Genomic DNA, 22,618 nt, shown 5'->3' with positions numbered 1-22,618 from the left:
CAGAATAGACTGCGTAGCATCGGAGTTTCACTGAGCGGAAGCGCTATTTCGCGAAATAGCGAATTAAGCCGCGACGACCGGTGCGTCCTCGTCGGTATCGACCTCGATCACAATGGGCGGCTCGTATTTGGCCGGCAGGAGCGCCATCAGCTTGGCAAAGCCCTTCTCGCCTTCAGCCTCGAGCTGGCGAGCAACATGATCCTTCGGGAGCTGCTTGCCTTCCCATTCGATCGTGCCGGCCTTGGTGCCCTTGTTGATCGCTTCCAAACCCTCGAGGAAGTCGATCAGCGAACGCTGGCGATCGAACTTGCCGGTGCCATCAGGCTGGAACATGAAGCGCCAGCTCGCTTCCTGGAACGGACGGGCGATCTTGTTCTTCTTGTATTTGCCGGTGACTTCCATGCCAATGATTTCGGTGCCCTTCTTGATCTGGGCGGCCGACAGCCAAAGGCGCTGCGAGAAGTAGAACTCCGGTGCGTTGCCGCCCGTCGTCTTGCGCGGATCGCCGAATTTGACGTTCAGATCGGTGCGCATCTGGTTGAGGAAGATGGCGCAGATGCCGAGCTCTTCGCAATGCTGCGAGAAGGCCGGGAACGCATTCGACGTGGCGCGCGCCAGAGCCGTGTTGTCGTTCATGTTGCGGTCTTCCAGAGACTTGACGCCGACGGCTTTGCCGTTCTTCATTTCGTAGTAGGCCGACTGCGGAACCATCGCGGCCAGGCTGTCGAACACCCAGCAGATCGGCGCGTCCTTCTTGATCAGCTTGTTCTTGCGAACGTGCGTGGCCGCGACGACGCAGATTTGCAGGCTTTCTTCGAAAGTCTTCGGCGTCTTGAAGATGAAGCGGCCGGGCGTGGTGTCGAGGCCGAGCCGGGGCGCCAGGCGCAGTGAGAAGGACCGCTCGTGATCCATGAAGCCGGCAATGCCGCCCATCGACTGAGCGCCGGCCATACCTGCTGTTGCCAGTGCTGTCTTGCCGGACGAGGGCGGGCCGGCGATTTCGATCATGCGACCGACCGGAAAGGCGCCGAGATCCCAATTCGAGTTGGATGCGTGATCGAGGGGAGGGAAGCCCGATGGCAGAAATTGATCGACCGTCACTTCTGGGTCATTTCCGCCGATCGCTGCTGCGAGGCTCTTTGCGATGTCTGCTGCTGTTGCCATTGTCTTCTCCTGTTAGTCATCGATGAAATCAACGCCATCCGAGCTGTCGGGCGACGTATCTGGCGAACCGAGCTCATCGTCATCATCGGATAAATCAACTTTGACTGATGGCGCTGGGCGTGAAATTTGCTGCTGGGCTGCCTTCGACAGTCTCCCGCCAATTGCTTTCGCCAGGGACTTGCCGTCCATGCTGGCGGGGTCGATCGGCGCAGCCGGTGAGATGAGCTCCTGCCCAAACATACCCTTCGGCAAGACCAGATCGCGCGGTGGAGCGCCGGGATGGCTATACCACTTGATCGTCTCGGTCTCTGGCAGCTTCACACTGTCGAGCGAGAACTCGCCGTTGGTGGCTTTGGCGACGTCGCGAACAACATCGATCTTTTCCCAAATCTTTGCGATCGTCTGGTTCAGAAAGAACTGCGCCTTGTCGTAGTCCGCACGCTCGATATCGTCGCCGTGCTTCTCGGCGACCCTGAGCAGCTCGCCATAAGCCTTGCCGATTTTGCCGATCGCCTGTTCAAGAGCGCGCTTTGGATCGACGCGGCCGGTGATCAGATCAGTTTGCAAGGCGGCGATCCTTCACATAGTCGGCCACGGCTGCAAGCAGCATGAACGGCCAGAAGATAAGCCAGAGCAGCGAGGCGATCAAAACGCGCCCGCCGCGATAGTTCGGAACCTGCAGCAGATAGTGCGCAGTTGCCGCGGCAGGCACGGAGTAGAGAAAAAGAATTGCGATCCAGATAAACGCTGTCATGCGGCAAGCTCCTCTTGCAGACTGTGGAAGGCGGGGAAGACTGAGATCCAAGGCTCGAGCTCCTTGGTGATCGAGCGGAACATCAGACGGTTGCAGAAGGTGCGGAAGCGCTCGATGTCGGGCTCGCCAGCGTCCACCTTCAGGTTGATTGGGTCAGGACGCAGCTTTGTGCGCAGATCCATGAGTTTGCGATTGCGCTGGAAAATCATCTGCTTTTCCTCGCTTTCAGCGAAGTCGCGGAATTTCTTGGGCACGCGCTTGGGATCCAGCGTTCCATCGAGCAGCATGTTGGAGAAATTCGTGGTCGAGCCATATTCGTTGAGAAAGTCGATCGCACCTTTCTCGCCAATGCCACCGATACCGGAGATGCCGTCACCGCTGTCGCCGGCCAGGCACTTCATCTCAACAAAGGCTTCAAAGCTGTCGAGCTTGTAGCCGAGCGCAGACTCCATATCGGCCGGCTTCATAATCTTGCGGTCGCGGATCGGGTCGAGCCAGATGATCTTGTCATTGACGACCTGCACCCAGTCCTTGTCACCGGAGACAAGCACGACACGACCGCCCTTGGCGACGTAGCGATCACCCATGATGGCAGCCAGATCGTCAGCTTCCATGTTCGACGCGCGCACTTGGGGCATACCGAGAAGCTGCATTGCCTTTTTGATCGCCGGGATCTGGTTTTCAGCGACCTTTTTCATTTCTGCGGCTTTGATCGCCGAAGGAGTGTCATCCTTCTTGCGATTGGCCTTGTATTCGGGGAAATCCATGTAGCGCCAGGACGCGCCATCCCAGAGAACCGCAGGCTTTGCGGTCGGGTAGGCTGCGACGAGTTTGCGCACGATCTTGACGAAGTGGTAGATGGCCTGAACCTGCGTCTCGCCAACTTTCAGCACTTTGGCATTGTTTGCAGCATGGGTAATGTTCATGCCGTCGATCAGCAGATAGCGCTGGGACATTTCTAAGCCTTTGAATTTTGGGAAAGGGGCGTCAGGAGGCTGCAACGAGCGAACAACGGAGACAGTGTGCAGCCTCCTGACGAGCAGACCCGGCAGCGCGACTTGCCGGGTCAGAAATCACTGCGCTGTTACGCGCGGCGCAGTGACGACTTAGATGCTGTCCAGGTCAGCGAGGACGTCATCGATATCGTTGTCGTCGAGAACGACGGCATCTTCCTCGACTTCGACCTTCGCCGGCGCGGACGAAGCGGTGGTCTTGACGGCAGCCTTGACCGGAGCAGGGGCCGGTGCTTCTTCGACTGTCTCGAGCTCCTCGAGATCAGCGGCGTCTGCCAGTGCGTCGGCGTCAACCTCCGGATCGACCTGAGCTGCACGCGAGGTGAGCGCTGCGGTCGGGGTCTTGACGCCAAGGCGGGGAATGCTGACCTGAGCGACCTGGGCGATGAAGTTCAGCGCCTTCTGCTCATCACCGCGGAAGAACTCCTTGTTGATGTGGTCGGTCAGGTTGTGAACTTCGGCGAGGTGCTTCTTCGTGACCGGCTGGGACTTGCCGGGCGCGACGTTGACCGTGTATTCGGTCTGAAGACCCTTACCGGTGCGGCTGATCGAGATATCCATGCCGGCTGCTGCGTCGAGAATATCTTCGCCTTCTTCAGCATACTGCTGAATGATGCCGAGAATGGCGCCGAAGGTGCCGGTCGTGATTTCGAGGATCTGAACCTTGTCCGGATCAGTCGAGCCCTTCGAACGGTCGAGAACATTCAGCAGAACGGTCTTGCGAGCGCGCCAGCTCTGGTAGAGCTTCTTCGAATCCTCATCGATCGCGTTGGAAAGTGCGGCGTCGATCGCAGTGTCGATTTCACAAGGGGTCTGGAAGCAGACGTCGGCGCAACCGACAACAGCAATCGGCTTGCCCTTGCCTTCGACTTCCGGCTTGATCCAGTGAACACCGAGGTCAGCCCAGAACTGAGCGTTGACGTCAGGCACGAGAAGACGGTAGCGATTGATACCTTCCTTCGGCTTGATACGCTCGCCGGTGGAGCGCGAATACTTGTTAGCGCCGTTCGAAACGAGTTTCTGCAGTGCGGGAGAAAGTGCCATATCGATTTTTCCTTTTCGTAGGCTGGTAGGTTGTGAGCTTTGTCTTTTCGTGCTTGCTAAATAGCTATTTCGCTAAATCGCTAAAGATAGAATAGACAGATTGCGGTCGGGTTGCGTGAAAAATCTTGCGGATTTTTTAAGCGAATGCGGCCAGCATCTTGTCCCGCTTGGCAGCGGCCTGGGATGCAGCAACGGCTGCGGCGTCGGCGTCCTTGACGGCCTGCTCAGCGGCTTCGCGCTTGGCTTTCACGGTCTCCTTCTGGCGTGCCTCGTGGCGTTCGAGCTTGTTGGCGATCTTCGTGATCGGCTTCATGATCGAGTCCACGGACTCTTCCTTGCCGATCAGGGCACGAAGGGCGAGAAGGAATGCAATGACGTTCTTCATGTGGGAGTGCTCCGGGTTTTTAGTCAGTCAATATTGACTGACTGCTAGATAGACAGAAATTGATCGGATTTCGAAATATTTACGCGGCGTTTTGCTGAGCGCGCTTGAGATAGCTCTCCTTGAGGCTGTTGATATCTTCCTCTCGGCTGTTGCGCAGCTTGGTGACGAGCTCGCCCTTCATCTCTTCGCGTTCGGTGGCACCATGCTGAACGAGCATGTCTTTGCGATGCCGGAACCCCTCGACCGCGATCTTTGCAACCGCCTCGATCTGCTTGGCCTCATTGAGCGCCTTTTTGACACCCGTGACACGTTCATGGCGCGTCACCATCTTGTCGAGCAGAGCTTCCGTGATTTTCTCACCTGCTGCAACCATCTTGTCGCGCAGAACGCGGTAAACTGCCGCCTCGGTATTCTCGAGCAGGAGCTTAATATTATCCACCTGGCGCGCGGCTTTTGCGTGCAGCGTGCCGTAATGGACGAACAATTGCGCCTGCTCAGCCTGGGCGCCGGAGATATCGACCAGCGTGTAGCCGACGTCCTTTTTCAGTTGGGCGCTGTCAACGTAGTTGCGCACCGTGATCTTGTTGTGCGCCTTTTTCTCAGCTTCGGTATCATCACTCATGATCGTTTCCTCTGATCTGAAGTCATAGATTAGCGTGTCTGCACGCGGGTTGCGGGTGGTTAGTCGAGGAGATCGACGACTGAGGCGAACACCTCTTCCATCAAATCTTGCTTTTCAGGGGCGTAGTAGATTTCGCCAGGATTGAAGCCGATCACCAGGTTTGCATCGAGCTCCTTGTTATAGATGATCTTGCCGGCCGCATCAGACGCCTTGCCCTTGAAGTCCGGAATGAAGTGCCGGACCACCGTCGCGCCGAGCAGCACGATGATAGGCGGCTTCAGAATGTCGATTTCACGCTCAAGGTAGGGCAGATACATGCGGATCTCCTCAGGGGAAATCAGCTTGCCGGCCTTTGGTCGCTTCAAGAGCGCCGTCCAGTAGATATGCTTGCGCTGCAGCTCATGGCTCATGAGCGCGTCGATGACGGGCGCGGACGCCTTGCCGATCGACATCATGCCTTCCTGCTCTTCCGGATTGTTGGGCGCGTCCGTGATGATCATGAACTCGGCATTCTTGCCGAAATTCGGTTGAACCATGAGGCCATCTTCAGACAGCTCCGTCTTGTAGTCCTCGATCACCTGGGCGATCGCATCCTTGGTTGCACGATCGTTTTCCATTGCGCGGTTGACCGGAACGGTCGCCGTCACGAGACCTGGCAGAAGCTCAAGCTGGTCGCGAATACGGGTCGGATCGTTCGGGCCAGGCTGCCCAGGCTCAATGCGTGAGAACGCGCCGACAAGATCGAGGTTCTTTTGAACCTTGACGTTGCACTTGGTCTTATTGACGCGGTTGAGAAAGTCATCCTTGTTCTTAAACAGACCGAACGGCTTGCCTGTGGCGGGATCGACCGCCTTGCGCGCTTCAAGGATCGCATTCGTCGCATTCGAAGAGATGCCTTTGATGCGCTGGAAGGGCATGACCATCCGAACATCGGTGACGATTTCGAACCGTTCCGTCGAGATATTGATATCGGGCATATTGACGTCGATGCTGAACCGGCCGGCGTCGCGCAACAATGCTGGCAGCTTGTCCTCGTCCATCAGAGAGAGTGCTGCGGCAAAGAACTCGACAGGATAGTGCGTCTTCAGCCACATCGACTGCCAGGAAATCAGCGAGTATTCGACCGAGTGGCTCTTGTTAAAGCCGTAGCCGGCAAAGCCTTCGATCTTGTCGAACAGCGCGCCTGCCCATTCGTCGGTGCAGGCGATCGTCTTGACGCAGCCATCGACAAAGTTCTGTCGCTCCTTTTTCATTTCCTCGGGCAATTTCTTACCCATGATCTTGCGAAGTTTATCGGCACCGGCACCGGAATAGCCTGCAATCACCTGGGAGATCTTCATGACCTGCTCCTGGTAGACGATGACGCCGTAGGTCTCGCGCAGAACGTCTTCCATCAGCGGATGGTCATAATCGACCGTCTCGTTGCCCTGCTTGCGCCGGTAGTAGCTATCCATCATGCCGGATTCCATCGGGCCTGGACGGTAGAGAGCGGTCGCCGCAGTGATATCGTCGAAGGTGATGGTGCCGTCGGCGCCAAGTTCTCGCAACAGCTTGCGCATTCCAGCGCTCTCGAACTGAAAGACGCCGGTCGTCAGACCTTTGGCAAAGTTGGCAAGCACTGCGGGGTCGTTAAGCGGCACCTTCATGAGATTGATGCGCTTGGAATGGCGCTCGAAAATGTAGCGCGTGACCAGCGCGATCAGATCGAGCGTGGACAAGCCCAAAATATCCATTTTGACCAGGCCTTGATCCTCAACGATGCGCTTGTCCCAACACACGACGTTGCTGTCGCCCTTACGGCGCTCGATGACGGCACGCTCCTCAATATCCACCCCGCCAACAACGATGCCGGCTGCGTGCTGGCTCATATTGCGGATCGTTCCTTCAATGCGCTCCATGATGCCCCAGTGCGCCGGATACTTGCTGGCGAACTCGGCAATCTCTGCGACTTCCTCGCGGCATTCCGGCAGAGGCACATTGGCGCCGTGCTTCTTGGGCACCAGCTTGGAGATGGAATACTCCTTCTCCGGGATCTGGAACGCCTTGCCGACGTCACGGATTGACGACGCGGCAGCAAGCGTGCCGAAGTTCGACACGCCGGCGACGCGCTTCTGCCCGTATTTCTCGATGAGATAATCGACAATCTCGTGCCGGCGTGTGGACATGAAGTCGAGGTCGGCGTCAGGAAGGTCGAGACGTTCCGGATTGATGAAGCGCTCAAACAGCAGACCGAAGCGGATCGGGTCACAGTCTGTGATACCGAGCAAATAGGCGACGAGCGAACCCCCGACGGAGCCGCGGCCAGGGCCGACGAGAATACCGCTGGTCTTGGCAAACAGCACCACGTCCTGCACAAGCAGGAAGTAGCCAGCGAAGGACAGTTTCTTCAAGACTTCCAGCTCATACATCAGGCGCGGCTTGTAGACGTCAACCAGCTCTTGCGGCGTTGGCTTGTGACCAAAGCTTTCCTGACTGAAACGGACTTTCCAGCCTGCCTTGGCTTCGGCGACCAGTGCTGCGAACTCATCCGGCGCCATCACCGGCAAGGAGACCGGCTGCTTCGACCAGGTGTATTCGACCATATCGACGAGGCGATCGGTATTGGCGAGCCCTTGCTTGAACATCGGCCCAGCGCCGACGACGCCGCGCAATGACAGATGCTTTGCAGCCTTGACGACTTCGGCGCCGAGATCGGGCGTGCTGAGAACGTGGAAATCCCGATTGTAATTCGACTTGTGCCAGCCGTCAGTCACTTTGTTGCCGTTTGCAATCGCTGTCATGACTTCGTGGGCGTCTGCCTGATCGATTTCGTAGTATGCAGGCCTGACGACAAGGGGCGGGATCGTATGCTTACTGGCGAGCTCGAGGGAGCGTTTGTTGAGCGTGCCGAAATAGGGCGTATCGACCGGGATCAGAGGTGCAAAGACATAGGCCGGATGCACGTAGTCGATCAGCTTGGTGACGATATCGTCGATGTCGGCGCGCATGATGACGCCGTGGGTGTCGCCCAGGTGAAATGCCAGATGACCAGCGCCGAGCACCTTCAGCTCTTCCCACAAATCATCGTAGCCGATCTTGGCCGTGTAATAGTAGCGACCTGGCACCTTTGCGCCGGCGGCATCGGTCGTGTCGCCGGAGTTGGCCTTGGACAGCAGGCGATAGATCGTGCGCAGACCGGTCTCGCTCAGCACGTAGGCCGTGAGAAAATGCTCGGGCGGCATGTGCTTTTTCTTCTGTCCCTTGGCCGGGCGCCAGGTCGGATCTTCCGACAGACGCAGCCGCACGCCGATGATTGGCTTAACCTCGGCCTTCTTGGCGCGATTGGTGAAGTCGATCATTCCGGTCACGGACATGGTGTCGGTGATCGCGATGGCTTTAGCGCCCTGGGTTTTGGCGATATCGACCAGCGTTTCGGCCTTCAGAATGCTTTCCCCGAGGGAAAAGTCGGTTCTGGCTGCGAGAATGGCGTGCAAAGTTATCTCCTCAGTGTGACTGCGCCGTCGATGCTGTTGACGGCGCCAATGTGGGTGAGCGCCTGAAGCGTCATGCGCGCATGGCTATCAGCCGTGCCTTCGGTCCAGCCGAGCTTAGCCGTAAACGCATAGGCGAGGGTCTGCCGATCGAGCGGCTTATTGAGCTTCAGGAGCAGATGACCGGCGATCCTTAGAAAATTCGCCGACGCTGTGAACGGATTGACGCCTTTGGCGAAGTTTTCGGTCACGCACAGGTTGGAGCTGTCGAGCTTTTCAACGAGCGCCTGGACCTTTTTGGGCACGGTCAGCTCTGCGGGACTCGCCGGTGGCTTCTCGCTCGCCAAAGGGTTCTTGGCAGTCTTCGAGCCCTTGCCCTTCACGCCAACGCGCTCACGCAGGATTTGGAGATTGCTCAGATGCAGCGGCCGGCAGGTCTCGGCGAACTTGCACACTGCGCATACCGGCGCTGTCTCTTCAAAAGCAAGAGCAGAGCCGTAGCAGCCAGGCGCGAAAGGAGGGATGAGGGCAGTCATGCAGCAATCCTTTGAACCTTCTCGGAAAGCTTGCGCAGCTCTGCGAGGATCTTCGTGCGTTCCGGGCGATCAGCATCCATGAGGCGAAACACGAACGCCGTCGTGATCTGGCTGATCAAAATGTTCTGCGCGCCGATCTGCTTGGCGTATTCGGCGCGCGCTTTCAGGCAAAGCATCTGATCCAGCAGCTCAGGCGGCTGTTCGTAGAGCAGCTTGAGGAACAGTGCGGATCGCTTGCTCAGTTTGGAAAGCGCCCAGGCATAGTGCGTCAGCTCGTCCATGCGCGCGTCGGGCGTAGGATCGTCCGACTGCAGCAGGTCGAGCATCGTTGCGCCGCTCTCGTCGTCATTACCGATGGGCGCATCGAGCCTTTGAGCGCGCTCCTCGCCGATGCGCTTGAACACCAGGCGATTAATGCCAAGCTTTGAGCGACGAACGCCTTCAATGAGATAGGCCTTGAAGGGCACGCCAAGTGTTGGATCGAAGGTATCGCGTGCGCGGCACCAAACGATCCAGAGCTCTTGTTCGACGTCCTCATGGCTCAGCGATGTTGCGCCGGCGCCATGAAGCTTTCTGGCGATTGACCAGGACATACGCCGGATCAGCTCGACGCTTTCCTTGTAGTCGATCATTAGGCGAAATACCTCTGAACGACCTGCTCGACAGTAACCTGGTCGATGCGTGAGCAGCGGTTGATGAATGCGAGGCGGAAGCCCAGGTGCGGGTTGTTTCCGAACACGATCGTCAGCGTGGACGCGCTGATCAGCTCACGCGGCGAGATCGTCATCGACATTTCGCCCTTCGAGAAGCTTTCGCGGATGGCGTTCGCGACCTTGACGAACTTGTCAGCGTCAGGCTTGCCAAGACCGGCCTTCGAGCGCAGCACCAGGCTTTCCTGCTTCGGATCCATGTATTTGACTTCCTTCGTGATGTGGAAGCGCGAGTAGGACGCAGCGTTCTGGATCATCGTGCCTTGATAGAGACCAGTCTCGTCGCCGACGCCGTTGGTGTTGCCGGTCGCAACGAAACGGAAGTCAGGATGCGGATGAATGACGCGCTGATCGATGGGCGCATCCTTGATGACGAGCGGCTTACCTTCGAGCACCGGCTGGTAGAGCGCGATCACGGAAGGCATTGCGAAGTCGTATTCGTCGGCGCAGTAGACCATGCCGTATTTCATCGCCATTGCGAGCGGGCCGTATTGGAACTCGGTGACAGTCTGCGGCCGCTGAACGATGTGCCACTGACCTTCGGGGCCGATTTCCTTGACGTCAACCATGACGGTTCTTACGACATACTGTCCGAGAATATGCGCCTCTTCGGTATTGCCGGTGTGCTGAACGCGCAAGAAAGGGCGACCGGTGCGCGCGGCACACTGCTCGAGGACAGTCGTCTTGCCTGTGCCGTGATAGCCCCAGAGGTAGGTGTTCATGGCGAGCTCGAAGCCCAGGCACACAGTTTTCACGAGGTCGATATCGAAGACATATTCGGGGTCGGCTTGGGAGATATAGGCCTCGGCCTCGATGTGATGCTCGGAAAGGCAACGCAGCATGATCGGGTTGTTGGTCGAGCTGAGCGCGGTCGATGGATCGAGTCCGAACAGCTCGGCGAGAGAGCGCTCTGCAAAGGCGAATGGCTGATTAGCGTTGAGAGCGGTTGACCCTGCCGCCTTGCGCTCCTGCGCGGCTTTTGCCTTCAGGGCTGCGCGCCTGCCGGTCTCAGACAAGAGCGGCTGACCTGGATGCTCGACCTTGTATTTATCGACCGTCCAATCGGGGTAGTTTTCGCGCAGGTAGATGCGGATCGAGTGACATTTGCCGCCGTCGATGGCGCAGGTGATCATGTCGTCGTTTTCAGTCGTCATGCTTGTCTCCGTTTCAAGGTAAGCGCTCTTTGTCGCTTTGCTCAATCAATGTTTACTTACTAACAAGCGCAGAGATGGGACGCAATCAATATTTACTGACCGCGCGCTGTTCCCTACCTCATTTCATCAGGATTTTTTTGAGTTCGCCCATCACGGCCTTCGGCAGCTCCTCGACCGAGTTGAGAACCAGGCTGTTATCGTAGAATCGCTCGACCGCATTCGACTTGATACCGATGCCGACTAGATCGAAGCCAAGGTTTGTCAGCTTGCCGACCATGTATTTCAGGTGCTCATCGTCACCGTCGGCGCCCGCGGGGAAGCCGTCAGAGAGAACGATGATGACCTTGCGTTTTTCCTTGCGCCTGGCAAGACGCATCGCAGCGTATTCGAGGGACTCGCCGTCGATGTTGCCGCCCATGTGTGGCTGGACCTTGCGCTGATAGGCAAACCGCTTCTTCACCTCGGCATTGATGCGCTCGTTGAACTCCTTGAAGATCGGCATGTAGATCGGATAGAGTCGGCTAAAGTTGACGCCGGACTTACTGCGCTCAAGGGCAATATCATCGTTGAATTGCTGGATCTGCGTCTCTGACAGCACGCCACCGTGACCCCACATCGCTGCGGTCGTAAAGCCCATGCACTCAGCCGGGATATTGCAGCGCTCGAGAACCTGGGCGAGGGCATAGGACGCTGACAACGCAGTTGCCATCGGCGCACCCTTCATGGAGCCCGAGCAGTCACTCAGGAGCGCAACGGCTGTATCTTTGGCGCGGATCTCTTCACGACGCGAGAACACGCGCGGGTCGCCCGCTGTGAGCCGGTGCAGGCCAGCGCTGTTCAGCTTGCCGGAACGCTGCCCGGCAACATTGAAGACGCGGGACTGGGCGGCCATCATCCGCTCAATGTCTTTCTGCATAACGCCGGTTAGCGCGCGGGTCTGATCTTCCAGCTCGACGATGTGCCTGCTGTTGAAGTTCTCCGGAACATCGACCGGCTTGATAACGTCGTATTCGCGAGTGAAGACCGTATAGTCGGCAGCACGGCACGCCTGGATCGCTTCCTTGACGATGATCTTGACCAAGGCCGAAGAGAGATCCTTTTCCTCGAGATCCTCTTCGGTCATTTCGGAGAAGGGGTTCTGCTCCTTGTCGTAGCCAATACCAGCGACCTCGAGGTCGTTTTCTTCCTCGGTCGCTTCGGCGCTGTCCTTATCGTCTTCGTCGTTGTTCTCGTCGCCAGCGTCCTCGATCGCGACGTTGCTCAGATCGGGTTTTCCGCCCGCCTCTTCACCTTCGTCGGCTTCATCACTCTCGGCAGCATCGTCGCTACCTTCGCCAGGGCATTCGTCATCGGCGTCTTCGTCAGCATCAGCCTCGGACTGATCGGCTTCGCCCTGATCGCCGCTTTGCGGACTTGATTCATCATCGTTGCCGTCTTCGTCAGAAGCGTCCGGCGCAGGATCTTCACCTGCAGAAGCATCAGCGTTCTCTGGCGCGTCTCCGTCATCGTCATTCTCGGCTGACTGGCCGGAACCATTCTGATCATCGGCATCGTCAGTCTCGCCGTTCTTTTCGTCGGGCTCGCCGTCACCTGCGCCGGCGTCACCTTCCTCATCCGAATCAGCATCGCTTGATCCATCGCTGTCGTCTGCAGCGTCGTTGCCATCTTCCTCGTCGGCTTTTTCTTCGCCTTCGCCGGAACCTTCGTTTTCACCGTCGCCGGCATCGTCTTCCTTCTCCTCTTCGTCGCTCTCGCCTTCACCGCCCGACGCCTTGTCGTTGTCTTGGGTGTGTTCGCGCTCACCTTTGCCTTCGCCGTCACCCGACTGTTCTTCGTCAGAATGATCCTTGTCGTCTTCGCCTTCGGAAGGTTCCTGCTCGTCGTCGGAACCGTCGCCCTGGGACTGATCGTCCTGCTCCTCTTCCTGCGGCTCTGGCTGCGGCGGGGCGGGCGGCGGTGGCGGATAGAGAATGGCTTCGACCTCGAGCGCGATCTCGTAGGTCTCTTCGGTTGTGCGCAGGAGCGGCATCTTGTTTTTCGACGCCTGGCTGAAGCGATCCATGAACGCATTGACGAGCTCATGCTCCCAGTAATTGTGATCGTCCATCCAGTTCTGAAAGACCTGATGGCCGGCGAGGGCGCGCGTCAGCGGAACAAGCAGGTAGCTGAACTCGTCTTGCTTCGACTTGGCGTCTTTGATTGCAACGTCGGTGACGTTCTTGAGGAAGTATTCGGCCAGGCGAGCGATGTTGCGCTTGGAACCGGGGAAATCTTCGCCCATCAGCCGCTCGATCATCGTATCTTCAATGATGTTGTGGAGATTATGCAAGCGCTTGGACTTCTCGCGCGCCTTGTAGCGGAAGTCGGTGAAGAGCACATGCGCGACCTCATGGTCGATAAAGCCCTGGATCGCGACGACGAACGCCGGATCTGCGTTATCAGGCAGCAGAGGAATGTTTACGCGATGCGGAAGACCCGTAACGGGGTGCGGCTGAACATACGCTTGTGTGCCCATTTGCGTGACGATCAGGCCTTTGCCAGCTAGCATCGGGATGATCTTTTTGATCGCTTCGCGCAGGATCACAATGTCGTTGTTCATGTCGCACTCCGTTAAGTCAACTTTGATTGACTAGTTATCGCATTAGAAATCTTGGACTACAAACGGGAAGAGAAGGAGCCCTTCGCCGAAAGACGGGATGATGATGTGGATATTGCCGTGTTCCGGATGCTTGCCTGAGAAAATGGTCGCGCCGGCCCTGTCTGTGCGCACGCTGTTTTCCAATTTCGCGCCCTCGACCCACGCGAGGTCAAACGGGATCTCCTCGATGCTGTTGAGGGCGGTCTTTGGAAGTGTGCGCTCGTTATTCTGCATGATCTGTCCTTTGTCACGTCATTTCCAGTCAGTCAATATTGACTGATGGTGATGGAGAAAAATAAAGCGACCCGGTGCCTAATCCGGGTCGCCGCACGATTGTCTTGGATTGTTTACGAGGCGAGGAGTTCCGCGATCGCAACGCGCTGCGCATCGGAAATCTTCGGATCGCCATTGTTGGTCGCCTCGCGAATGGCGCCGAGGATTTCTACCTCGTTCGGCGTGCAGATGAATTCGAGCATCCGTGCCGATTCCTTGTCGTCCGGCATGTGCTGCTCAAGCGCAAGCCGGAAGAGGAACATCGGATCGACGCCGATAGCACGAGCAAGACCTGGAACGCGATCGAGAGGCAGTTTGGCGTCGCCCTTCTTGATCATCGTGATCATGTTCGACTGTGACCAACCAGCAGCCTGCGCGATTTCGCGGTGAGACTTGTTGACCTTCGTGTCGATATACTTATCAAGAAAACGCACAACCTTCGTGTCAGCGTAGGGGCGAACGTATGTAGTTGACATTAAATTTAGAACCTTTCTTCCTTAACACCTTGTTTGCTTTGTCACTAACAGCGTTTTCTTGTTTTCTACTGTGATGAATAGCAAATCGGTATTGGGATGCAGTGATTTGTTATAGGCGAAATTTTGGGCGGTAAGTCAATACCGATTGATCAACAAAATCTTCGAGTCTTGCTTTTGCCGTGCTTAAATCAAGGATTCGATGCTAATTACCAAGGACTCGGGATCAATTTCAAGGATTCGATTCGAGCCCTTCCCGATAAGTTCCATAAGAAGTGTTACGACACTCGGACCGAGTTTTGCACCGAGAGGAATTTCCACGGGGTTGCCAAATCAGAAGAATCGGTGTCACTTGTTATGCGTAATGCGACGGGGAGATTCGAGTTTCATGTCTTCGGCAATGAGAATGGCTGAGCACCGCGAACGGCGCAAGCGTGAAGGTATGTCCATGGCGACCATCTGGCTGACCAGGGAAGATAATGAAGGCCTAAGCAGATTTATGGCCGAGCACCAAATTGAATCCAAGCAGGATGCGATTGCGAAAGCGCTTCGCACGACGTTTGAAAAGGAACAGCAAACGGCAAGCTAAAACGAGAAGACCCCGGAAGCGATCAACTTCCAGGGTCTTGATATTTCGAGAGAACAGACAAAACCGAACCGGCTTTTGAAGTTTGGCGACTTCATATCTGCCTCAACCACGAATCGGTTTTCCCATGTTTTCCTTGACCTGTCAACGCTCCGAAAGGCGCGATCGGAGAAGTATTGCCTCGATTTGAGGATACGACATGCAAACCGAACCTAATTTGGGCTGGCGAAAGCTTAGCCCAGGGCAACGTGTATTTGAAAAACAAGACATTGAGGCCGATCGCGCCAAGCTTTACAAGGTAAAGAATCTTGCTGCGCGGGCACTGAGATTGTCTAAAGGCCAAATATCGCTGCTGACTAGTCTAATTTCATACTTTAAAGAGCCGGTCGGAGGAAAGTTGCTCGTCTGGCCTTCGAACGATTCACTGGAAAAGGCGACCGGCTATAGTGAGCGGGCCGTGCGCGGCGCAATTCGAGACCTCATTTCTATTGGCATTTTGAGTTCAAAGGATTCAGCGAACGGCAAAAGGTTCGCCATTCGATCGAAAAGCCAGCAGATCATCGACGCCTATGGATTCGATCTGACACCCCTCTTGCTTCGTGAGAGCGAGTTCAAGGATTCGATCAAGCGCATCGAGGCAGCCGAGGAGATCCATAAACGCCAGCTTGACGAGATCACGATCAGCCGGCGCACTGTGCAGGAGGTCCTGCGTGCCTTTCCCGAGCTTGATCCTGGAATTGACGTCAGCGCCCTAGAACGTCGTTTCGATGCTTTGATGTCAGTCACACCACGCCGTTCACTTATTCGCATTCCTGGGCCGCTATTGGCCGACTGGAACGCCCTCAAGCTGGACGCAGAACACCAATATCATTCCGCCTCTGCAGGCAATTCCTGCCGCCACATTGAAGACAACAACGATATACCTGAGCAGCCTTGTCAAAACGGCAAAGAGGAATTGGTAAGGGGCGAAACCGTAAGCCTGGGTGATCTAAAGGCCGCCTGCCCTGACGCGCTTGAATATGCCGGGGAGATTCGAACGGAAGGTGATCTGATTGGGGCTGCCGCGAGACTGCGAGGCGTGTTCGGGACTCACCGGACGGCCTGGGAGGAAGCCTGCGATGATCTGGGGCGGCCGCGCGCAGCGGTGACGTTCTTCTTGGTCCTGCAAATGTTCGATGACGATCAGCGCGGCCGGCGCACCATAACCAACTTCGGCGGATTATTCCGTGCCTACGCTCGGCGCGCGGCTGCCGGCGAGGTTAATCTCGCGCAGGAAATCCACGCCTTGAAGCGAAAACGACAGCATTAAAAAAAAGGGCGGCCCGAAGACCGCCCAGTTGGAAAGGAGACACAATGAACAAAACGAAGGAACAGACGTCTTGTGCTTATAGAATAGTCAGTTTTCAGTCGGCTTTTTTGGAATTTTTCAAATAATTCCGAAGCTCCGGCCAATCCTCACGGAAAGCGAGCACGATGAGAAAAAGAAGAACGCCGTCCACCCAAGTTAGCTCGCTCATTGGTCGACTAAGCCAACGTGTCAAAGTCATACCTGTCGCGAGGTAGAATCCCCTGATGACGATCGGCGTTTTCACGCAGCCTCCTTTTCCATCATCTCGAGGATGACTTCGCCGGCCTTGTCGTCGCGGAAACGAACGAAGCGCGGATGACGCAGCGAGCCGTCAGGCGTGACCTCGTTGAACTCGATTTCGATCATGCGACCGATGAGCTGATATTCATCCTTGTGGATGATCGCAGCGTCGATGGCGTGGCCGGGTTTGAAGCCGACCTTCGGTGCGATACCGAGTAGACCCGCGTCGTGCCGCCAGTCATTCCAGAGCTGGTCGCGATCGTCAGATGACCATCCACCACCGATGCGCACGTTGACGCCCTTGTGATCGACAATCACGCCGCCCAGGCGGTCTTCGTTCTCGGCGTTTTCCTCGCCGTTGTAGAAGCCGACGATGAAGAGGTCGATCGTTTCCTCGGGCTTGATCTTGAGCCAGGCGTGGCTCTTTTTCTTCTCATAGGCACCGTCATAGGTCTTCACCATCGCGCCTTCGAGACCCTTGGGCTTGCCGGTCGCCTTGTCGATCAGAACCTTGAGAAGCTCAGCCTCAACGTCCTTGTCGCCACGGGCGATATAGTTGGCGATCGTCTGATTGATCAACCGCTCGTAAATCTCAGCGATTTCCTCGTGACTGTTGGCCTCGTAGACTGGCGTCGCAAAGACCGGTGCGTCGGTAACTTCACGGACCTCGCTCACGAACGTTTCAAGCAACGCGCGGCGTGTCTCGTAGGGCACCTTGTAGGGAGCTGCGCCGATGAAGCCTGAATACGGCAAGAGGTCGAAAGATTCGAGCTGCGCGTCGAACGCTTTTTCCGACTTGCGACGAATGGCGCCGGACGTCTCGAAAAGACCGTTGATTGCCTCGGTGTCGAGCACGAAGGTCGGCTGGACGTTGTTGCCGTCAAACAGAACCAGAGCCAGGTGACGGTAGTGATCATCGACGTCACCGTCACGTGCCTGCTGCTGGACGTGTTTGGCCGCTTGAAGCAGCGGTGCGGCGAGATCCTGCAACGCCGGAATAGCTTTGCCTGACCTGGTGAAGAAAGCGCCCTTCCCCTCCTTCGCAATAAAGGTCACACGCATACCGTCGAGCTTCGGTTCGACCGGGACCGGAAACTGGGTCACGCGCTTTTCCTCGTAAGGGTGAGCGCGCATCACGCCGAACGATGGCAGGAAGCCTGGCAGCACGGATTCGACCGTCGTATTGCCGATACCAGCCTTGAGATCCTTGTTGAGGATAAGGAACAGGATTTCATTGCTGTCGGGATCCAGCGCTTTGAAAAGCATGTCGATCTCGGCTTTCGCCGCATTGCCAGACAACTCGCGGGTCGAAAGCTGGGTCAGAACGCGCAGCACAACGCCGTCGCTCAACGTGCAGTTATGCTCCGGAACAGGTGCCGACGCATTCTTCAGCGTCACGCCATAGGTGATGAATGGATCGTAGGTCCAGCTCACGATAAACTTGCCGAGATCGTCGGCGAGCAGCTTCTCGAGGCCTGCCTGCTTGTCCAAGCGGCCGGGCGAATTAGCGATTTCGCGAATAAGCGAAAGGGCTTCAGATGCGTTCAAAGGTGGTCTCCTTATGCTGCGGCGTTGATGGCAGCCGACATATCGCCGGTCATCGCTGCGCGGTTGATAGTTGTGTTCTGGGATTTAGGTGGAGCCCGATGTGCAACGGTTGCGTCGATGGTCATATCGAGATCGGTTTCATCCTCGTCCTGGCGCCGTTTCGACACGGGCTTAGACGAGTAAATGTATGGGTTGATCTTCTGCGGCGCAATGAACGGCGTTTCCTTGCCGTCGCGACCAGGCGCGGTCTTGAGCTGCTCGGCGATGCGCGTGCGGCTGGTCAGCAAAAGCTGGCGTTCTTCAGGCGACACGCCGATTTGATCCAGCACGCTTAGAATTGGAATGGTATTCTTCATCTTGTCGAGAACGACGGCATGGATCTTTCCCACCTTCGGCTCGGTCGATCCGTAGTCGTCGGACGTCTGGACGCCGTAGGAGATGCGCCGGACGATCTCGGCTGCAGGGCACATGCTGCATCGGACAGCGGCCTGGCAGCCCTTACGCACAGCAGGCTGAGCGCCGGCGAAAACACGGTCGCGCAGCGTGGAGCAAGCGGCCATCTTGGTCTTGGCGTTAAACACCGGGCAGACGAACTGAAACTGGTTCTCAGGCGCGAGTGTTAGAAAGCGGGGCATCAAAACCTCCCATAGTTCTTGTGAATTGTCGTATCGGCGTGGGCGATATCGGCTCGCACGCCATAACGCTTGCGATATGCGCGTCGGATGCACACGCGAATGCGGCACTCGGCGACGGTGGCTAGAGTGAACTCTTCCATCAGCGCCGGCATGTCGTCGCGCTTGGAGATCTCATCGATGAGGCCGTCTTTTTCGTCCTCCCAGTGTCGAAGGCGCATTCGCTCGACACGACGTAGAAGGTCGAGGGCGAAATCGATTGTGTCCATCAAAACCGCCCGAAGTTCGGATTGACGGCATAGGTCTTTTGAGCCTCTTCCTGCGCGGCCAGCCTCTCAGCGGCACGGGCAGCGGCGATCTCGGCTTGCGAGAAGACGCGCGGCGCAGGATCGCCCTTGAACTTGCCGTTCTCGTCGAAGCGGGTCTCGCCAAGCTCCTTGCGGCCGGCAGTGTCGAAGCCTGGGAGAACGTGTTCAAGCGCGGAGCCTGGGAGTTTCGGCCAGACAGCAGGTCCGAACGCCATGCGCAGCTCCCCCTCGGCGTTGATCTGCTTCATATTATGACTGCGGGTCTCGTAACCCTTGCCCAACTTGGACTGGACGATCTTTTCAAACTCGGATTCGGCTTTCTTCTGGATCGCGAACTTCTCGACCTTCATTTCGCCGATCGAACCGATCTTGCCCCAACGCTTGACCAGGATCGACATGCCGTTCGGCGCGATCAGCAGCGTGGCGTTGTAGTGCTTGTTCGAACGACCGCCGTCCGAAAATTCAAGCGCATAGTGCGCGAAATCGAGTGGGTAGCTCATTGCTCGTTTCTCTCTCGTTGTTGTGCTTATGTGATAGCGCGATTTTACGTGGGTTGTAAGTAAATATTGATTGAGGCGTCAAGATCCCACAGCGACTTTTTTCTTCGCCTGCTCGATCTTCCATTTGGCTTCGTCGGCCGCGTAGGGATTGCGCAGGCGCCATTTCACATCGAGACCAGGTGTCCACAGCGTTGCGGCGTAGTAAGCCTTGCGCGTCACCTCGCTGAGCACTTCGTTCGGGTCTTTCCGGTAGGGCAGCAGTGCGATACGCGCCTTCAGACCAATCGAGGTGAGAAGCTTGGCTGCATCTAGCGCTGCGATTAGTGCCTTGGCCTCGCCGTCCCACATGATCGTTACGATCTTCACGCCCTGGCGCCGCAATTGCAGGAAGCGGCCAAGCTGATCATCGCCGGTAGCTGAGCCGTAGGACAGATGCTTGCCGAACGATCCGACCGGCACCACGCGCCGCAGATCAACCTCTTCGTCAAAGGCGATCTTGATCGCAGCGACGTCGAAGGCGCCTTCGCCCATGCAGACCTCATCGGTGAGCTGGACGTTCTGACCATTGAGCAGAAACTTGCCAGTGCCTGGCAGACCTTTAGGAAACAGGTATTTGCGATCGACGTGCTCTGCGGCCGGCCCGGTTGTCAGGTCGCGCCCCTGGAATGTCTTCAGCGTGCCATCGAGGTCGAACACCGGAATGATGACGCGATTGGAGAACCATTGCTGCTGCAGGTCGCTCTTCTCGTCACGGAACGCCCAGGAACCGAACTGGCAGTAGCGCAGCCCGAAATACTTGGCATATTCCGCCGTGATGCCTCGACTTTCGAGATAGACCAGGTTCTCCCCGTCGTCCGTCGGCAACGGCGTTGAATAAGGCAGTTTTACCTCGCCATGATCGACAGCGACCGTTGTCATGCGCTTGGGGCGCCAGCCCTGCTCTCGCATGATTTCCTTGCAGGTCTCGATGGTCTGCTTCCAGTTGTCGTAGCCGAAGTGCAGCTTGACAAATTTGGCCTTATTAAAGGTCTGGTTGCAGACGAAGCAGTTCCCCTGCCCCGTATCGGCATTGAGATAGACGCGCGATCGGCCGTCGCCGCAGTCCGGGCAGTATTTGGCATTGATCTGCATACCGGAGGAGCCTCGCCCCATTTTGTAGGGCAGGCTCTCCCGATCGAAAAGGAACTCGAGGTCCAGGTTCTCCGTGATTTCCTGGAAGATGCTTTCGCTCATACGGATCTCCAATTATGAACGATATGACTGACGCGCGACTGAGAGATTCCAAACTCGGCGGCGATCAATCGCTGGTTTCCACCCGCCTTCACACGACTTTGGATCTGATCGCGTTGCTCATCGGTGAGTTTGGAGTTTCCGTTGCGCTCACCAATACCGAGAGTGCCGTGCTCACGGGCGTCCTCCATGTTCTCGACGCGCGTTCCGTGAAGCAGATTGTCGAGTCTCGGGTTGGACCGATCTCCGTCACGATGGCGAACCTCTTGGTTGGCGGGTGCAGGCCCAAGAAACGCTTCAGCCACGAGAAGATGAACTCTCCGGCTCTGCAGCTTTCCGTCGATGGATAAAGATACCGACGGATATTCATCCGTGCCCGGCGCCGGCCTGAGAATACGCTCACGAACAGTTTGCGGAGCGCCGGTGCTACGCATGATGACGCGAGAGCAGGACTTTACATGCCCTTCTTCAGAAACCCGATAGTAACCCTCGTATCCTGGAATATCGCGCCACTCAGCCATCAGACGCGACCCATAACTTTGGTCAAGAATTTCAATTTTTCCCTATCTTGTCTAATCAGCAGCGTCATGCCGTCTTCCGAGTTTCGAGAGGCAACCCAGTGCAAACGCGCTTCGCCGGACTGCTTCTCAGGTTCAGTCGCGTTGATCCCAATCACGACGTCGGCCGTGCGGATCTTGTTGAAGTCCTCAGCGACGTCGGTCATCTTCGCGGTATGAGCTGCCGCGCCGGAGCGATTGGTCTGCGTGGCGGAAAGCAGTGCCAGATCGTGCTTGTAGGCGATCGCGCGAATATCGATGTAGATGGACCGCAGATTGTCGATAATGTTGTCGGATCGATAGTTCGCAGCCATGATGTCCGCGTAGTCGATCGCCAGCAAATCGAGCGTAATTCCTTCCGAGCGCCACTTTTCGATGATGTTATCGACCTGGTTGGGCTGCAGGGTTCCGGACGCGAAGTCGCGAATGATCAGATGACCAGCCTTGGCTTCAGCGGCCTGGATGCGGGCCTTGATGGTCTGCGGGTCATCTTTCAGCAGACGCATAGCGGTGTCTGCAAGGTTCGCGTCGAGACGGTCGGCGATGATCTGTTTGGACACTTCGCACGATAGGTATGCGGTGTTGAACCCGAGCAGCGACGCATTTTTGGTGAACTCGCCAAGGCCGAGGGACTTGCCGGCCTTCGCGGCGCCCATAAGCAGAGACAGTTCGCGCCGGCCCCAGCCATCATGATAGAGGTTGGCGTCAATCTCGCTGTAGCCGGTCGAGATTCCGCGCTTGAGGATCTTGCCCGCTTTCCAGTCCTCGCGAACCTGTGTGCGCTGCTCGATCTCCTTGAAATAGTGATAGTCGCCCTCGTCATCTTGAAGGCCGACGTTCAGCGCGGCCTTGGTCAGCTTCTCGATGCCGGCGAAGTCACCGCGCTGCAGAAGCTCAACGCTCCGGAGAATCGCCTGCTCCATCGCGGTGAACTTGGCAAAGTCGGCGACCTTCTCCATGACGTAGGTCGAATTTGACAGGTCGGTGCGCACCGCGTCTTTGATAGCGATCTTGATTTCGGCCAGGCTGTCCTCACGGATGCGCTTCTTTGCCTTTTCGTCTTTCAGGATCTGGGTCAGGATGCGCAGATCCGGCACAGCCTTATGAACAGCCATATGTGTCTTGATCAGGCTCACGAGCTGGCCGTGCGCCTCATTGGTGAAGTAGGCAGGGTCGATAAGATCCTTGGTGCGGTTGGCAAACTGCGTGTCGCGCATGAACAGCGCCAGCGTCTTGCGCTGAAAGCCTTCATCAAACTCCCACTTCGGCGCTTCCTGCTCAGCAATGGCTTCGTCGTCATCTTCGGTTGTTGCTACTGCTGCCTGAGACATTCATTACCTCTTGAAATCAATCAATATTTACTGACTGATATAGTGCGAAAATTTGCGCTATTGACCTCTGTCGAGCTTCACTTGCTCAAGAAAGAATAGCGC

Annotated in this window: 24 protein-coding genes; 2 read left to right on the top strand and 22 right to left on the bottom strand. The window is 56.8% G+C overall.

Going from position 1 to position 22,618, the window contains the following annotated elements; genetic code table 11:
- Nucleotides 1-63: 63 nt before the first annotated feature.
- The 14 genes from PYR65_RS30435 to PYR65_RS30370 all read right to left on the bottom strand — a co-directional run bounded on the left by PYR65_RS30435 (nucleotide 64) and on the right by PYR65_RS30370 (nucleotide 14,239).
- Entirely contained in the window at nucleotides 64-1,164 is a 1,101-nt protein-coding gene (locus PYR65_RS30435; RefSeq protein ID WP_276122607.1) for a RecA family protein, read from the bottom strand.
- A 12-nt stretch (nucleotides 1,165-1,176) separates the two neighbouring features.
- Entirely contained in the window at nucleotides 1,177-1,731 is a 555-nt protein-coding gene (locus PYR65_RS30430; RefSeq protein WP_276122606.1) for a hypothetical protein, read from the bottom strand.
- Nucleotides 1,721-1,918, bottom strand: coding sequence for a hypothetical protein (locus PYR65_RS30425; RefSeq protein WP_276122605.1), 198 nt, complete (start codon nucleotides 1,916-1,918; stop codon nucleotides 1,721-1,723). The genes PYR65_RS30430 and PYR65_RS30425 overlap by 11 nt, the downstream gene beginning before the upstream one ends.
- Entirely contained in the window at nucleotides 1,915-2,874 is a 960-nt protein-coding gene (locus PYR65_RS30420) for a 5'-3' exonuclease H3TH domain-containing protein (protein WP_276122604.1), read from the bottom strand. Before PYR65_RS30420 ends, PYR65_RS30425 begins: the two co-directional genes overlap by 4 nt.
- 150 nt (nucleotides 2,875-3,024) lie before the next feature.
- Nucleotides 3,025-3,975 (bottom strand): hypothetical protein, encoded by a 951-nt coding sequence (locus PYR65_RS30415; RefSeq protein WP_276122603.1) that lies wholly within the window; start codon nucleotides 3,973-3,975, stop codon nucleotides 3,025-3,027.
- Nucleotides 3,976-4,111: 136 nt separating this feature from the next.
- Nucleotides 4,112-4,360, bottom strand: coding sequence for a hypothetical protein (locus PYR65_RS30410; protein WP_276122602.1), 249 nt, complete (start codon nucleotides 4,358-4,360; stop codon nucleotides 4,112-4,114).
- A 79-nt stretch (nucleotides 4,361-4,439) separates the two neighbouring features.
- Nucleotides 4,440-4,982, bottom strand: coding sequence for a hypothetical protein (locus tag PYR65_RS30405; RefSeq protein ID WP_276122601.1), 543 nt, complete (start codon nucleotides 4,980-4,982; stop codon nucleotides 4,440-4,442).
- Between the two features lie 59 nt (nucleotides 4,983-5,041).
- Nucleotides 5,042-8,455 (bottom strand): DNA polymerase III subunit alpha, encoded by a 3,414-nt coding sequence (gene dnaE, locus PYR65_RS30400; protein WP_276122600.1) that lies wholly within the window; start codon nucleotides 8,453-8,455, stop codon nucleotides 5,042-5,044.
- 2 nt (nucleotides 8,456-8,457) lie between these two features.
- Nucleotides 8,458-8,988, bottom strand: coding sequence for a hypothetical protein (locus tag PYR65_RS30395; RefSeq protein ID WP_276122599.1), 531 nt, complete (start codon nucleotides 8,986-8,988; stop codon nucleotides 8,458-8,460).
- Entirely contained in the window at nucleotides 8,985-9,620 is a 636-nt protein-coding gene (locus PYR65_RS30390; protein ID WP_276122598.1) for a sigma factor, read from the bottom strand. The genes PYR65_RS30395 and PYR65_RS30390 overlap by 4 nt, the downstream gene beginning before the upstream one ends.
- Nucleotides 9,620-10,852, bottom strand: coding sequence for an AAA family ATPase (locus tag PYR65_RS30385; protein ID WP_276122597.1), 1,233 nt, complete (start codon nucleotides 10,850-10,852; stop codon nucleotides 9,620-9,622). Before PYR65_RS30385 ends, PYR65_RS30390 begins: the two co-directional genes overlap by 1 nt.
- A gap of 118 nt (nucleotides 10,853-10,970) precedes the next feature.
- Nucleotides 10,971-13,451: a cobaltochelatase CobT-related protein gene (locus PYR65_RS30380; protein WP_276122596.1), complete on the bottom strand. Its 2,481-nt coding sequence runs from the start codon at nucleotides 13,449-13,451 to the stop codon at nucleotides 10,971-10,973.
- Between the two features lie 42 nt (nucleotides 13,452-13,493).
- Nucleotides 13,494-13,724: a hypothetical protein gene (locus PYR65_RS30375; RefSeq protein WP_276122595.1), complete on the bottom strand. Its 231-nt coding sequence runs from the start codon at nucleotides 13,722-13,724 to the stop codon at nucleotides 13,494-13,496.
- A gap of 113 nt (nucleotides 13,725-13,837) precedes the next feature.
- Nucleotides 13,838-14,239, bottom strand: coding sequence for a helix-turn-helix domain-containing protein (locus PYR65_RS30370; protein ID WP_276122594.1), 402 nt, complete (start codon nucleotides 14,237-14,239; stop codon nucleotides 13,838-13,840).
- A gap of 403 nt (nucleotides 14,240-14,642) precedes the next feature.
- On the opposite strand from PYR65_RS30370, the gene PYR65_RS30365 reads away from it, so the two are divergent.
- Together PYR65_RS30365 and repC are read left to right on the top strand one after the other, a co-directional pair.
- Nucleotides 14,643-14,825 (top strand): hypothetical protein, encoded by a 183-nt coding sequence (locus tag PYR65_RS30365; protein ID WP_276122593.1) that lies wholly within the window; start codon nucleotides 14,643-14,645, stop codon nucleotides 14,823-14,825.
- A gap of 196 nt (nucleotides 14,826-15,021) precedes the next feature.
- Complete coding sequence (gene repC, locus PYR65_RS30360; protein ID WP_276122592.1) at nucleotides 15,022-16,131, top strand: plasmid replication protein RepC; 1,110 nt, start codon at nucleotides 15,022-15,024, stop codon at nucleotides 16,129-16,131.
- Nucleotides 16,132-16,225: 94 nt separating this feature from the next.
- Here the strand turns inward: repC and PYR65_RS30355 are convergent, their stop codons facing one another.
- The 8 genes from PYR65_RS30355 to PYR65_RS30320 form a co-directional block, all read right to left on the bottom strand.
- On the bottom strand, nucleotides 16,226-16,414 hold the full coding sequence (locus tag PYR65_RS30355) for a hypothetical protein (RefSeq protein ID WP_276122591.1): 189 nt from the start codon (nucleotides 16,412-16,414) through the stop codon (nucleotides 16,226-16,228).
- Nucleotides 16,411-17,958 (bottom strand): hypothetical protein, encoded by a 1,548-nt coding sequence (locus PYR65_RS30350; protein ID WP_276122590.1) that lies wholly within the window; start codon nucleotides 17,956-17,958, stop codon nucleotides 16,411-16,413. The genes PYR65_RS30355 and PYR65_RS30350 overlap by 4 nt, the downstream gene beginning before the upstream one ends.
- Nucleotides 17,959-17,969: 11 nt before the next feature.
- Entirely contained in the window at nucleotides 17,970-18,596 is a 627-nt protein-coding gene (locus PYR65_RS30345; RefSeq protein WP_276122589.1) for a hypothetical protein, read from the bottom strand.
- Nucleotides 18,593-18,859 (bottom strand): hypothetical protein, encoded by a 267-nt coding sequence (locus PYR65_RS30340; protein ID WP_276122588.1) that lies wholly within the window; start codon nucleotides 18,857-18,859, stop codon nucleotides 18,593-18,595. The genes PYR65_RS30345 and PYR65_RS30340 overlap by 4 nt, the downstream gene beginning before the upstream one ends.
- Nucleotides 18,859-19,398, bottom strand: coding sequence for a WGR domain-containing protein (locus tag PYR65_RS30335; protein WP_276122587.1), 540 nt, complete (start codon nucleotides 19,396-19,398; stop codon nucleotides 18,859-18,861). The genes PYR65_RS30340 and PYR65_RS30335 overlap by 1 nt, the downstream gene beginning before the upstream one ends.
- A 78-nt stretch (nucleotides 19,399-19,476) precedes the next feature.
- The gene (locus PYR65_RS30330) at nucleotides 19,477-20,631 is read right to left on the bottom strand and encodes a hypothetical protein (protein WP_276122586.1); all 1,155 of its coding nucleotides are present in this window, start codon (nucleotides 20,629-20,631) and stop codon (nucleotides 19,477-19,479) included.
- Nucleotides 20,628-21,149 (bottom strand): NUMOD4 domain-containing protein, encoded by a 522-nt coding sequence (locus PYR65_RS30695; protein ID WP_407951385.1) that lies wholly within the window; start codon nucleotides 21,147-21,149, stop codon nucleotides 20,628-20,630. The genes PYR65_RS30330 and PYR65_RS30695 overlap by 4 nt, the downstream gene beginning before the upstream one ends.
- Nucleotides 21,149-22,516 (bottom strand): DnaB-like helicase C-terminal domain-containing protein, encoded by a 1,368-nt coding sequence (locus PYR65_RS30320; RefSeq protein ID WP_276122584.1) that lies wholly within the window; start codon nucleotides 22,514-22,516, stop codon nucleotides 21,149-21,151. The genes PYR65_RS30695 and PYR65_RS30320 overlap by 1 nt, the downstream gene beginning before the upstream one ends.
- Nucleotides 22,517-22,618 lie beyond the last annotated feature (102 nt).

This window comes from Pararhizobium qamdonense (assembly GCF_029277445.1).
In the GTDB taxonomy this organism is placed as follows: Bacteria; Pseudomonadota; Alphaproteobacteria; order Rhizobiales; family Rhizobiaceae; genus Pararhizobium; species Pararhizobium qamdonense.
This window is presented reverse-complemented; position numbering and strand designations above follow the sequence as displayed.